The organism is Streptococcus taoyuanensis, assembly GCF_029589235.1.
Classification (GTDB): Bacteria; Bacillota; Bacilli; order Lactobacillales; family Streptococcaceae; genus Streptococcus; species Streptococcus taoyuanensis.
The window spans coordinates 95,424-107,525 of the sequence record NZ_JARQVW010000002.1 but is presented as its reverse complement, the minus strand read 5'-3'; the positions used below and the strand labels follow the sequence as shown (position 1 = coordinate 107,525).

11 protein-coding genes are annotated in these 12,102 nt (G+C 42.7%); 1 reads left to right on the top strand and 10 read right to left on the bottom strand.

Annotated features, from left to right (window positions below):
• Positions 1–65: 65 nt before the first annotated feature.
• The 6 genes from P5Y91_RS02395 to P5Y91_RS02370 form a co-directional block, all read right to left on the bottom strand.
• The gene (locus P5Y91_RS02395) at positions 66–764 is read right to left on the bottom strand and encodes a 3-oxoacyl-ACP reductase (protein ID WP_277838884.1); all 699 of its coding nucleotides are present in this window, start codon (positions 762–764) and stop codon (positions 66–68) included.
• Positions 757–993 carry a DUF2829 domain-containing protein gene (locus tag P5Y91_RS02390; RefSeq protein ID WP_000141913.1) on the bottom strand — a complete coding sequence of 79 codons (237 nt, stop codon included), beginning with the start codon at positions 991–993 and terminating at the stop codon, positions 757–759. The genes P5Y91_RS02395 and P5Y91_RS02390 overlap by 8 nt, the downstream gene beginning before the upstream one ends.
• A gap of 123 nt (positions 994–1,116) precedes the next feature.
• Entirely contained in the window at positions 1,117–2,517 is a 1,401-nt protein-coding gene (locus P5Y91_RS02385; protein ID WP_277838883.1) for an APC family permease, read from the bottom strand.
• A 117-nt stretch (positions 2,518–2,634) separates the two neighbouring features.
• On the bottom strand, positions 2,635–3,462 hold the full coding sequence (locus P5Y91_RS02380; protein ID WP_277838882.1) for a hypothetical protein: 828 nt from the start codon (positions 3,460–3,462) through the stop codon (positions 2,635–2,637).
• Positions 3,459–4,259 (bottom strand): hypothetical protein, encoded by an 801-nt coding sequence (locus P5Y91_RS02375; RefSeq protein WP_277838881.1) that lies wholly within the window; start codon positions 4,257–4,259, stop codon positions 3,459–3,461. The genes P5Y91_RS02380 and P5Y91_RS02375 overlap by 4 nt, the downstream gene beginning before the upstream one ends.
• Positions 4,256–4,582 carry a PadR family transcriptional regulator gene (locus P5Y91_RS02370; protein ID WP_277838880.1) on the bottom strand — a complete coding sequence of 109 codons (327 nt, stop codon included), beginning with the start codon at positions 4,580–4,582 and terminating at the stop codon, positions 4,256–4,258. The genes P5Y91_RS02375 and P5Y91_RS02370 overlap by 4 nt, the downstream gene beginning before the upstream one ends.
• A 260-nt stretch (positions 4,583–4,842) precedes the next feature.
• Between P5Y91_RS02370 and P5Y91_RS02365 the strand changes: the two genes are divergently transcribed.
• Positions 4,843–6,807: a peptide ABC transporter substrate-binding protein gene (locus P5Y91_RS02365; protein WP_277838879.1), complete on the top strand. Its 1,965-nt coding sequence runs from the start codon at positions 4,843–4,845 to the stop codon at positions 6,805–6,807.
• A 304-nt stretch (positions 6,808–7,111) separates the two neighbouring features.
• On the opposite strand, the gene P5Y91_RS02360 is transcribed toward P5Y91_RS02365, so the two are convergent.
• The 4 genes from P5Y91_RS02360 to P5Y91_RS02345 form a co-directional block, all read right to left on the bottom strand.
• A complete protein-coding gene (locus tag P5Y91_RS02360) occupies positions 7,112–9,115 on the bottom strand; it encodes an FtsX-like permease family protein (RefSeq protein WP_277838878.1) in 2,004 nt (667 codons plus the stop codon).
• On the bottom strand, positions 9,108–9,875 hold the full coding sequence (locus P5Y91_RS02355; RefSeq protein WP_277838877.1) for an ABC transporter ATP-binding protein: 768 nt from the start codon (positions 9,873–9,875) through the stop codon (positions 9,108–9,110). Before P5Y91_RS02355 ends, P5Y91_RS02360 begins: the two co-directional genes overlap by 8 nt.
• Positions 9,876–10,203: 328 nt before the next feature.
• Complete coding sequence (locus tag P5Y91_RS02350) at positions 10,204–10,764, bottom strand: hypothetical protein (RefSeq protein ID WP_277838876.1); 561 nt, start codon at positions 10,762–10,764, stop codon at positions 10,204–10,206.
• Between the two features lie 213 nt (positions 10,765–10,977).
• Complete coding sequence (locus P5Y91_RS02345; RefSeq protein WP_277838874.1) at positions 10,978–12,096, bottom strand: DUF4767 domain-containing protein; 1,119 nt, start codon at positions 12,094–12,096, stop codon at positions 10,978–10,980.
• Positions 12,097–12,102: the final 6 nt, after the last annotated feature.

The following is a 12,102-nucleotide window of genomic DNA, read 5'->3' as shown; positions in this document are numbered from 1 at the left end:
TTTTAAAAAAAGACTGAGTGAGTCGGCTAGCTCTTTGTAGCTCGATTTCCCAGTCTCCTTCACCTCTATTTCAAACTCCAGCCACCATCAATCGTCAGGATTTGCCCCTGCATGGCAGATGCCTTCCCACTGACTAAAAAGAGACTAATTTCTGCCACTTCTTCTGGCTCTATCCAGCGTTTGATGGGCGTTTCACTAGCTACCCAGTCAGCCAAGCCTCCTGGCTCAAAGTCTGCCGCGGTCATGCCTGTTTTAACGGCTCCTGGTGCAATGCCAAAGACCTGAACCCCAGCTTCTGCATAATCCAGGGCCAACTGTTTAGTAAATCCTGCCAAGGCGTGTTTAGACGAGGTATAGGCGTGACCACCACCACCAGCTAGGCTTGAAGCAATGGAGCACATATTGATGATGATCCCTTGCTTCTTCTCCAACATTTGGGTCAGATAATGCCGTGTCAGCTCTACCGGAGTCACATAGTTGATCTCAAAGATCACCTGAATCTCCTGAGCGCTTTGCTCCAGAAGGGGTTTGTAGTCATCCAAAACTCCGGCCGTATTGCACAAGACATCTACCTCAGGACACCAGTCAAAAATCGGCGTCACATCCAGGGTCAAGTCCCGCCGCAAGAAATGGAAGGCACCTGGCAACTGGGGATCAGCTCCCTGGTCCACCCCATAAACCTGGTAGCCCTTTTCTAGAAAAAGACGAGCTTGAGCCAGACCAATCCCGGAGCTTACGCCCGTAATCAAGACCCGTTTAGTCATGAACTTCCACCCAATCAGTCGCTAAGACATCACAAGGAGTTGGACTCCACATGGAAAATCCTTCGCCCTCACCAGAGACGTTGATGAGGAAATAAGGCGTCACTTCTAGAGCCACTCCATTTTGCTCGATGGTATCAAACAATTGGACATAGTTTTCTGCTCCGCCCCAACCAGTCCGTACATATTTCTTTTTTGCCTTTAGTCCAGGCAAGATTTCTTCGAATGTCATCATCTTCTCCTTTGATTTATAGTCCCTTTCATTATAACAAAAATCAAGCTTGCTCGTTGTTTTCTTTCTGCCATTTCCTCATCTACTCAAAAGAAAAAGCCAGAGGTCTTCTCTGACTTTTCGTTAATCTTCTTGCTGATTTTCTTCCGAATGGCCATACCCATAGGCAAAATAAATTCCTATCCCAATCAAGAGAGCAACTCCGAAGGCCAGCCAGGTCGAAAAGGAATACTGGGTCATAAAGGACAGACAGACCACAATCGATAGGATTGGCAAGACTGAAACCAAGGGTGTTTTAAATTCACCAGGTCCAGGAGCCCCGTGTTCCTTACGCAATTTCAAGAGGGCAAGGGCCAACATAACCAGGTAAGTCAAGGTACAGATGTTTAAGAAGGAAGCGATACTGGCTAGCGGGAAGACTCCACCAGCAATGGCAGCCATCGAGCCAGCTACTAGTGTTGCATTTTTGGGAATTCTAGTTTTTGGATCGAGCTGTTTCATAGCTTTTGGCAAGAGCCCATCCCGCGCCAAACTGTAAATCATCCGCGAAAGGGCAAAGGTCATGGAAATGCAGACGGTAATCAGGGTCAAAATAGCGACCAGCGATACATAATTCCCTGCCCAGCCGGCTCCGACCTGACGAAGGGCAAAGGCAACCGCGTCTTCTACATTTAAGTTCTTAAAAGGAACCATACCGGTCAAAACCAGGGTGACCAAGATATAAAGAACGGTTGTGATCAAGAGACTGAGGACAATCCCGCGAGGGACGTTCTTTTGTGGTTCCTTGATTTCGTCGACCGCCATTGAAATGGACTCAAAACCAAGAAAGGCAAAGAACATGAGCGAAGCACCAGCCATAATCCCTATCTGACCACCATAGATTTCGCCAAATCCATACGGAGCAAAGTTTTCCCAGTTGCCAGGATTTAGATGAAAAATCCCCACAAGGATAAACAAGGCAAGAGCGGAGAACTTGAGTAAGACCAGCAAGGAATTAAAACGTAAGACCGCTTTTGCATTCATAAGGACTAAGGCAGTTACGAGGACCATGACCAAAATAGGCAAGAGATCCACATAAGTTCCCTTAGCTGGATCAAAAGTCCCGTTTAAAGCCGTCGGCAGACTCCAGCCAAGATTGGCCAACAAGCCCTTGAAATAAGCAGCCCAACCTGAAGCCACCCCTGATACGGCTGTCATAAATTCCATCACGGTCAACCAACCGGCAATCCAGGCGGGAAACTCTCCAAAGATGGCATAGAGGTAACTATAGGCTCCACCAGTTGAAGGGATGCGAGACGCAAATTCAGCAAAGAAAAGGGCAGATAAGCCGACGCAAAAAGCCGCAATCACAATCGAAATAATGAGGGCTGGACCAGCTAAATTCGCTGCTGCAGTTCCCGTAATCGTGAAGATCCCTGTCCCCACCATGGCACCAATTCCTAAAATAATCAAATCCCACAATCGTAAATGACGGTTCAGACCAGCATGAGATTTGCCAACATCTTTTTTTCGAAATAGATTCATCCCTTTTTCCCCCTTTTATTGTCATCATTCTATCACACTTAGATTGAAAATGGTAGCCTATCTCTGACAGTAGCTTCTCCAACTAATAAAGGAGGGGCACCCCTCCTTAACTGTATTTTAACCTTCTTCAGCCTTCATCTTTTTCAAGGCCCGAATGGTAAACCAATAGTATATAACTAGCCCAAAGATGATGATCACTGTGGGCAGAAGAACCGTCATACCAAGATTCTGAATTCCTTGTGCCAAAGTCCAGCGATGCAAGAATCCCACTACTAAGAAGGACAGAATAGGAAAGATGAAGGCACGAGCAAACTCTTCTTTCCACTGCCACAGGATAAGTCCTGCAGAAGCACCTGTCATCAGGAAAGTATCCCATGGATTCGGTACCGTCAACCAGGCAAAAGCTGGCAAGAAACGGACCCCAACTATTTCACTGATAAAATAGATCCCCAGAACGAGAACGACTACTCCATAAATTGCTTTTTTTGACTTCTCTTCTGCAAAAATGAGACGACGAAGGAGATAGAAGAGTAGTCCAACGGCCAAAAGCCCTAAAATACCATCCGTTAGATAGACAAGTGGCTTAAGAACCAGGACTGCTTGTGAAGCAAAATCACTTAAGAGGCGATAGAAAATAACAATTCCCGAGATGATCGCCCCATATTTCAGAACAGACCGTGTCGATTCTTTGGGCATATTTTCGATGATTTGGTCTGCCATTTCCTTTGGATCGAGACCAAAATAGTCCTTTGCTGTCAATCCATCTCTACTTGCTTGCGAAAAATCTAGGGCTAGATTATAGACCTGCTCTCTTAAAGTTTCCTCCTCATATAAGAAACCGGCAAAATTGAAATAATCCCAGAGGTCTTGGAAATAAGCTTGGTCCTCCTGGCTAAAGGTTTGAACCAAAGCCTGCGTTTCTTCATAATAAATAGCTGATGTCATATTGCTTTCCCCTTTCTTTGGAGACGAAATACAAGGAAGAACAGGACTAGTCCTATGAGAGGAAGTAGCCAGCCTAATAGGTGAGCAGTTTCCTGATTCACAAGACGAATCCAGCATCCCGTAACTAGGAAAGTCAGGCCCATGACTAGTAGACTCGTCATCAAACGCTCCCTGCTTCTATAAGCCATAACCGCAAACCCAAGTAAGACTAGGACAGCAAGAACAACCGCCCAACCATCTGATAAGAAGAGACTCCCAATGTGGCCAAAATAGATCGAAAATAGTCGTACGATGTTCAGAAATACCATCAGGCAGATCACACTGATAAAAATAGCCCAAGGCCACTTCATTTCACCATAGCTCTGTTTGGACCAAAGCCACGTGATGAACTGGCTAAACACCAAGAAATTGAATAAAATAACAACATAGGTCAGGGGTTCGATTTTCAGTGGCGTCATCCAGGTAAAATCCATTAAATAACGCATGCCAACTAAGATCACTCCAAGTAGGAAGACGAGTCTCATATAAGATCCTAGAGAGCGTTTAGGCAATTCTGAAAGAACTTGGTCCACCATAGCCCGTGGATCCTTTCCAAAATAATCCACTGCACGAATGCCTTCTTTCTCAGCAACTTTTAGGTCGCAAACCATATTGTAGAGTTGTTCACCGAGTGCTTCATCATCATAAAAATAGGCCTTGGCCCCAATATAGGCCACCATTTTTTTCACATAGGATTGATCATCCTTGTTTAGGTGCCTTAATTCAACTGACATTTTTTCTGTATAATCTTCGATCATTCTTCCCCCTCCTTTTTCACGCGCTCTACTTTACTAACCAAATCCTGCCACTGGTTCCAAAATTCCTCTAAGCGCTCTCTTCCAGTATCACTGAGTGAAAAATACTTGCGATCTGGGCCATCTGGAGAGGGTCTCATTTCCCCATAGATAATGCCTTGTTTCTCCAATTTTTGAAGCAGAGGATAAATAGTCCCTGCGACAATTTTGTCAAATCCCATCTCTTTAAGACTTTGGATCAATTCATAACCATAGATCGGCTTTTTGGAAATAATCTCTAGAACACAGCCCTCCAAGACTCCCTTTAGCAATTGGGACTCTTTCATCCTTCTCACCTCTTTCTTCACATTTTCCACTAGTTTGTTTTACATACTAGCTATTTCACTATCAGTATACTCTTTCTCAACTAGTATGTAAAGCAAAATAGTAACTTATTTCAAAAAAATTTTTATTCCTTAAAAATCCCTTAAAATCAAGGTTTCTCTGTATACTCGTGTGTAAATATACAAAAAAAGTTCAAAAAACACTTTATTTTGTAGATTGATTGGAGTATAATAATTAAAATTATTCAAAAGGAGACACGAATATGAAAAAATCGAAGCTTGCTCTTTTAGCAGGTGTCGCCGCGGCTTCAACGCTTTTCCTTGCTGCATGTGGCTCATCTTCTAATGCATCAAAAGGGACAACCTACAACTACGTGTATGGTACAGACCCTGATTCCTTGAACTATTTGACTTCAAATCGTTCAACTACAAGCGACATTACTACCAACTTGGTCGATGGTTTGTTTGAAAACGACCAATACGGTAACCTAGTGCCTGCTCTTGCTGAGGACTGGTCTGTTTCAAAAGACGGTCTCACTTATACCTACAAGCTTCGAAAAGACGCGAAGTGGTATGATTCAGAAGGAAATGAATATGCTGACGTCACTGCACATGATTTCGTGACAGCTCTGAAATATGTAGCCGATAAAAAATCCGATGCTCTTTACTTGGTTCAAAACTCAGTCAAAGGCTTGGATGATTATGTAAACGGAAAAACTAAAGACTTCTCAACTGTTGGAGTCAAAGCTGTTGATGATCATACTCTTCAATATACTTTGAACCAACCAGAATCTTTCTGGAATTCTAAATTGACCACTTCTACCATGATGCCAGTTAATGAAAAATTCTTGGAATCAGCTGGGAAAGATTTCGGTAGCGTGAAACCAAATGGGATCCTCTACAATGGAGCCTATATTTTGAAGTCCTTCACTTCAAAATCACAAATCGAGTTGGATAAAAACCCTGAATACTACGATAAGAAAAATGTTCACATCGATACCGTTAAATTAACGTACTTCGATGGATCTGACCAAGATTATCTTGCTCGTAACTTCTCAGATGGTAACCTATCTACTGCTCGTCTCTTCCCAACTAGCTCAACTTTCAGTACGATTGAGAAAAAATTCAAGGATAACATCGTTTATACCCCACAAGACTCTACTGTTTACTATGCTTATTTCAACGTCAACCGTCAAAACTACGGCCATACCAAGAAGACATCTGATGAGCAAAAGAACAGCACCAAGACAGCCCTTCAAAACAAAAACTTCCGTCAAGCTTTGAACTTTGCTTTAGATAGAACTTCCTACAGCGCTCAAGTTAACGGGAAAGACGGAGCAACCAAAACTCTTCGTACCCTTCTAGTTCCACCGACATTTGTGCAAGCAGACGGGAAAGACTTCGGTACTCTCGTTGAAGAAAAACTTGCCGCAACAGGAGATGAGTGGAAAGGTGTTAGCTTCGCTGATGCTCAAGATAGCTTGCATAATGCAGATAAAGCCAAAGCGGAACTTGCTAAGGCAAAATCTGAATTGCAATCACAAGGTGTTCAATTCCCAATCCACATCGACTATGTTGTGGACCAATCTTCTAATGCTCTTGTCCAACAAGCAGACTCTATGAAGAGCTCAATCGAAGCGGCCCTTGGTAAAGACAATGTCGTGATCGATGTACAAAAATTGTCTACAGACGATGCTGATAACGCTACTTACTTTGCCCAATCACCAGACCAAAAAGACTTTGATATGGATATCACTGGTTGGGGACCTGACTTCCAAGACCCATCTACTTACTTGGATATCTTAAACCCAACAGATGGTTCAACCTTGACTGGTATGGGACTTGATCCTAAGAAAGACCAAGCGCTCATCGAGAAAATTGGTTTGAACGAATACGGAGCCTTGCTAGATGTTGCCAATGCTGAAAAATTGGATACCAATGCACGTTATGAAAAATACGCTGTTGCCCAAGCTTGGTTGACAGAAAATGCGATGGTTCTTCCAATCTACTCTAAGGGTGGCGTTCCATCTATCACCAAGGTAACCCCATTCTCAGCAGCCTATTCTGCAGTTGGTATTAAAGGGGAAACAAGCTTCTTCAAATACCAAAAAGTTCAAGACAAGACCGTCACAACTGCTGACTACGAAAAGGCTTATAAGAATTGGTTAAAAGAAAAAGAAGAATCCAATAAAAAAGCGCAAGAAGAACTTGCAAAACACGTGAAATAATCACGATAAAAACACCGAGGATATAATCCCCGGTGTTTTTGATTAAGAAAAAACCTATCCTTGAAACTTTCCTTAGGTGAGTACGGACGTTAGCGAACTTCTCCGAAGTTCCAAAACTCCCGAGTGCTAGAAATACTATTATTTCTTGCACTTTTCTCACGGCGGAAAGTTTCGGTATCTATTTAAATAAGCTTAATAATATAGATTATTATAATTCTTTCCGCAACACTTGGCTTGTCCTATGTAAAAAACAGTTTATCTATTTATTGGATTTTTCCTTTCTCCATCCTTTATAGACTCAGCGCTACCTCACGACAATCTTCCGATAACTTCTAGAAGTCAGAAGAAAGACGAGGACATAAGAGATGAAAAAGACAGCGCAGATGGCTAAGGTTGTTTGAAGGACCAAGCCCGCATTGGTCGCTCCTAAGAGAGCAACGATTTTTGAAATCATCTTGTAGGCTACTCCTAGGTAAAGGAAGGAGAAGAATAATGGAAGGAAAAAGACAGTGAGAATCTGTTTGCGAATGGTGGTGGACGTTTGCTTTTGGTCTAATCCCACTTGATGCAAGATCACAAAATTTTCCCGGTCCTCGTAGCCCTCTGAAATCTGCTTGTAGTAAATGACGAGTACCGTAGACAATAGAAAGATCACCGATAGGAAAATCCCAATAAAGAGGATGGTCCCTGCCGATTCACGCCACTCCTTCTCCATGCTGTATCGATCAACCCCACCAAACAAAGTCGCACCATATTGACTCATTTTGTCTGTCGAATTAAGCTCTCTGGCCATTCCAGCTATAAAATCTTGGTTTTCTTTATTTTTAGCACTAATAGAGAATTCCAAATTTTTATCCATTTTTAGTCCCAGTTGGTTCAAGTCAGGTAGGACAAGGTACAAGCCCATTTGGTGTTGAAACAGGTCGGCTTGAGGGAGTTTTCCTTGGATAAAATTGGAGTCTAGTTTTTGTTTAATCGTGAAGGTCTTGCCATTGATTTCTAATTGCGAGTCTAGTCTTCCAGGATACTGATACCCATAGGCTAGGATTTCATTTTCCCCAAGCTCAACTTTTTGACCCGTCAGTTGCTCATAAGTTGCCTGATCAAAAAAGTAGACTACTCCTTCTGTCTTCAATTCCTGACCAGTTTCTTGATAGGACTGCTCATACACCTCTAAGCTCCTTCCATCAATCTTTCGAATTTCAGCCGACCAGTATGTTGTCTGTACCACCTGATAATCTGACAGATGTGTCGCATCGGCCACTTTCTTAATTTGTGCTTGAACCTCCTCAGTAACCAGTTCTATTTCAGCATCTGAAGGCATATGTCCCACACTAATATTGTAGTCCGAAGGGTACATAGTATCTAGGTAATTCTGCCCTCCAATAAAGAGATTGAGCGACCCAGTTAAGGTGACTAAGACCATGGTGGAAAGAATACTAATGGTCGCAAGGCCCGCTGCATTTTTTCGCATCCGAGCGATTAAGTTGGAGACGGATATAAAATTTTCTGGCTTGTAATAGTAGGATTTCCGATCTTTGAGAAATCTTAAAAAGGTAATGGTGCCTGCGTTGAATAAGAGATAGGTCGCTAGAATGACTAAGATGACAGCAATAAAGAATCTTTGGACAGCCGCAACTGGACGCTCTGCTGTTAGCGCTAAATAGAAAGCAATTCCTAAGAGTCCTAGTCCTAAAAGAGTTTGGACCAGCAAGAAGCGTCCTTTCTTCTCTCCTGCCTTTTTCTGTTGCATGAGGTGGAGGGAACTGTAGCGCAAAAGACGGAAAGAATTTAACAAGAGAATGAGGGCAAAAGCTAAGGCTAACCCAAGTAAAGTGTTAAGAACAGCCCCTATCTGGAAGGTCGATTGAATGACGACTGGAAGCCCCATACATTTTAAGAGGAGGGCAAAAATCAAGGGATCAAACAAGAGCCCCAAGCCCAGTCCTACTCCAACTGTGAGGATATAGAAGATAAGCAATTCCCATAAGGTCATGACGAGGAGGTGCTTCTTCTCCATCCCCAAAACACTGTACAAGCCCAGTTCTTTGGAACGATTTTTCATGACATAGCCATTGGCATAAGCCACTAAAATGACGACGACCAGCTGGACAACGAAACTTCCAAAACCAAGGACAGCTCTTGCCGTTCGTCCTCCGTAAGAAGCTTCTAAATGAGGGGTCGTTGCCAAGGCAATAAAACTATAAAGGATCATGGTCGTTAAAATGACAGCCAAGGCAAAGGGATAATAGAGCTTGCGATTTTGTTTGAGGTTAGAAAAGGCTAATTTACTCGATAATTTAAACATCGCTATCCTCCTTACCCGCCATGACCGTCAAAGTATCCGAGATTTCTTGGAACATCTGACGTTCTGTCTTTTCCCCGCGGAAGATCTGGTTGTAAAGAATCCCGTCCTTAATAAAGAGCACGCGCTTGGCCCGAGCTGCCGCGGCGGTCGAGTGGGTCACCATGAGGATGGTTTGGCCCAGGCTATTGATATCTTCAAAAACATCTAGTAAAGCCGCCGAAGACTTGGAATCTAGCGCCCCTGTTGGCTCATCGGCAAGGAGGATTTCTGGTGAGGTAATGATGGCTCGTGCTACAGCTACCCGTTGTTTTTGACCACCAGAGATCTCGTAAGGGTATTTTTCTAAGAGCTGGTGAATGCCCAACTCCCGACTGACGCCATCCACCTTAGTCATCATTTCCTTGACCGGTCTGCGAGAAAGGACCAGAGGCAGGAGGATATTGTCCTTGACGGATAAGGTATCCAGCAGGTTGAAGTCTTGAAAGACAAAGCCTAGTTTTTCCCGACGAAAGCTCGACGCATCCTTGTTCTTGATGGTCGAGGTGTCTATGCTATTTAGGTAGACCCGTCCTTCGGTCGGCTGATCCAGCATGGCTAGGATGTTGAGAAGGGTCGATTTCCCGGATCCTGATTCCCCCATGATGGCGACGTATTCCCCCTTTTCCACAGTGAAGTGAATATCCTTTAAGGCTTCGACTTGCGTTCCTTGAAAGCGGGTTTTGTAGATTTTTTTGATATGTTGAACGTCTAGTAGGGTCATGGTCCATTCCTTTCTAGCTCGATAAAAGCTTCAATCGTTTTTTACAAGTCTATTGTACTAAAACTGAAACGCTTTCACCATAACATAACCTTACATTTTACCCTTGCAATCTTACATTTTTGTAAGAAATCAAAAATAGAGGCTGGGACAAAAGTCCTAGCCTCTCAATTGTTTTTGGATTGTCAAGTAAGACGCAGTAGTTGAGTGGACTCTACTAGGCTGATTTCATCAGCTTTTACAGCCCTAGTCAACTGTGCGGAGGTGGGACGACGAAATCGAATTCTAACGAATGACCGATTTCTGTCCTACTCTCATTTTCATTTATGAATTATTCATCATCTGAAGATGAAGAAGTATATGGTGAAATTGATTCATAAGCAGTTTCAAGAGCTTGTTTCATTGCATCACGAGAAGATTTCAATTGTTGTACAAAAATAGTACGCCCTTGTTCAGGAACAACTGTATCATCTGGACCACCAGTTGAAATTCCTTTATCAAATTGAGTTTTTGATTCGTCCAGTGTCTTGAGAGCTGGCTCTACTTGTTTGGTATAAGTAGCTCTATATGCTTCTGGAATTTGTTGGCCGATATCTTGTGCATTTTTTTTATAGTTATCCACTAATTTGCTATATAGGGATTTCATATCACCAATTGTTTTGGCATTGTCAATTTCTTCATCTGTCAACAAGACAATTTCTGGAACATCAACAGAAGATTTTGATGATTTAGATGAGCTGCTTGATTTGCTTTTTGAAGTAGATGATTTTTCTACTTTGCTAGAAGAAGCCTTTGCATCTTTGCTAGATGATTCTGAAGCAGTTTTACCAGAACATGCTGCTAAGGTTGCAACGGACAAGAGAGCCACACCGGCTGTAAGAAGTTTTTTCATATTTTTTCTCCTATAAATAAAGAATGAATATATTTTAAATGATTTTCCTTTAATTGTCAAACATTTTCTGTTTTCAAATACTCATGCACCGCCAATTATCACTAGTTTTTAACATATTTTATATCCTAAAAATTATTTCTTTTATTGTATTTTTATACATTGTTTGAATAAACAAAACCAGAAAAACAGTCCTTTTCTGGTTTATTCTTCTTTTTATTGATGAAGCAACTGCGTAAATGCTTCTTGAAGTTCCTTGTTGTCCGTTGGTTTTAGATACATCTTTCCACCATTGGTCGTTGGAGAATGAAAGACAATGCCTTCTCCTGTATCTGTAATGGCAAAGAAATAACTATGCACATCTGGATACTTGTCCCAATTGCTATAGCGTTCCACTATGCGGTATTTTGCATTTCCCTGACCAGTATCTGTATAAATAGCATCCATCTTGCTATTATCCCCTAGAGTATAGAGGTTGTCTGGTCCTACATCACCGCCAGCAATGCCTTTTTGGTAGTTGGGCTGCCCCATCTTTTCACCCCAAGTCTTCATAAAAGCAGCTAGCTGGGCTGATTTTTCAGCATTCCATGGTGTTTTCTCCTGGCTTTGGGTATTGCCTCCTGAAGGCGTGCTATCAAAAGTTTGCCAGTCAAAACTCTTGAGATCTAGTTTATCCTCATCAGCTTTTCCAAAGAGGGCATTCAGATCTGACCCAGGTACCTGAACTTCTTCTTCCTTGACTTTGGTCGCGACTTGAGACGTCTTTTCTATTCGTGAAAGCACGGCTAGACCTCGGCCAGTACCAGATAACCAGCTGACTTCTAGGACTTCTCCTCCCTTATAGAGGGTCGTCGCATTGCGCGCTCCACCGTGTCCAGCGACGAAACCTTCAGCTAGCAGAGTCGGTTTTTGGCCCTTGAGGTAATAAACTCCTGTCACGAAGTAACTGCCATCGGTCTGCTGACTGGCGACGATCATCTCATCTACCCCATCGTTATTTAAGTCCTTAAAGGCATAGCGAACGGCATCTGGCTGATTAATCACGGTCTCGATCACCCAACTATTGATCATCCGATCTTCTTTGGCTAATGCATCATTCAATTTGGAAATAGCATCTAAATCTTTTGAAGTGGCAAAAATCTTTTGGTAGTCTGAAAAAACAGACTGGTATAATTGTTTGGTATCTGTTTTTTTCGCTTGTTTTTTTGCTGAAGTCTGGCTCATTGCAGCCTCTTTTTTGGGACTAGACTGGCGCTGGTATCTCTGGTAACATCCTGTTAACATGACCATACTCGAAGCCACTAATCCTAACTGCACCCATTGTTTTCTTTTCATCTGATC

Excerpts from the sequence above, each read along its gene's own strand:
- P5Y91_RS02350 (WP_277838876.1), bottom strand. The coding sequence starts at position 10,764 with ATGAAAAAACTTCTTACAGCCGGTGTGGCTCTCTTGTCCGTTGCAACC.
- P5Y91_RS02355 (WP_277838877.1), bottom strand. The coding sequence starts at position 9,875 with ATGACCCTACTAGACGTTCAACATATCAAAAAAATCTACAAAACCCGC.
- P5Y91_RS02395 (WP_277838884.1), bottom strand. The coding sequence starts at position 764 with ATGACTAAACGGGTCTTGATTACGGGCGTAAGCTCCGGGATTGGTCTG.
- P5Y91_RS02385 (WP_277838883.1), bottom strand. The coding sequence starts at position 2,517 with ATGAATCTATTTCGAAAAAAAGATGTTGGCAAATCTCATGCTGGTCTG.
- P5Y91_RS02390 (WP_000141913.1), bottom strand. The coding sequence starts at position 993 with ATGACATTCGAAGAAATCTTGCCTGGACTAAAGGCAAAAAAGAAATAT.
- P5Y91_RS02365 (WP_277838879.1), top strand. The coding sequence starts at position 4,843 with ATGAAAAAATCGAAGCTTGCTCTTTTAGCAGGTGTCGCCGCGGCTTCA.
- P5Y91_RS02380 (WP_277838882.1), bottom strand. The coding sequence starts at position 3,462 with ATGACATCAGCTATTTATTATGAAGAAACGCAGGCTTTGGTTCAAACC.
- P5Y91_RS02345 (WP_277838874.1), bottom strand. The coding sequence starts at position 12,096 with ATGAAAAGAAAACAATGGGTGCAGTTAGGATTAGTGGCTTCGAGTATG.
- P5Y91_RS02375 (WP_277838881.1), bottom strand. The coding sequence starts at position 4,259 with ATGATCGAAGATTATACAGAAAAAATGTCAGTTGAATTAAGGCACCTA.
- P5Y91_RS02360 (WP_277838878.1), bottom strand. The coding sequence starts at position 9,115 with ATGTTTAAATTATCGAGTAAATTAGCCTTTTCTAACCTCAAACAAAAT.
- P5Y91_RS02370 (WP_277838880.1), bottom strand. The coding sequence starts at position 4,582 with ATGAAAGAGTCCCAATTGCTAAAGGGAGTCTTGGAGGGCTGTGTTCTA.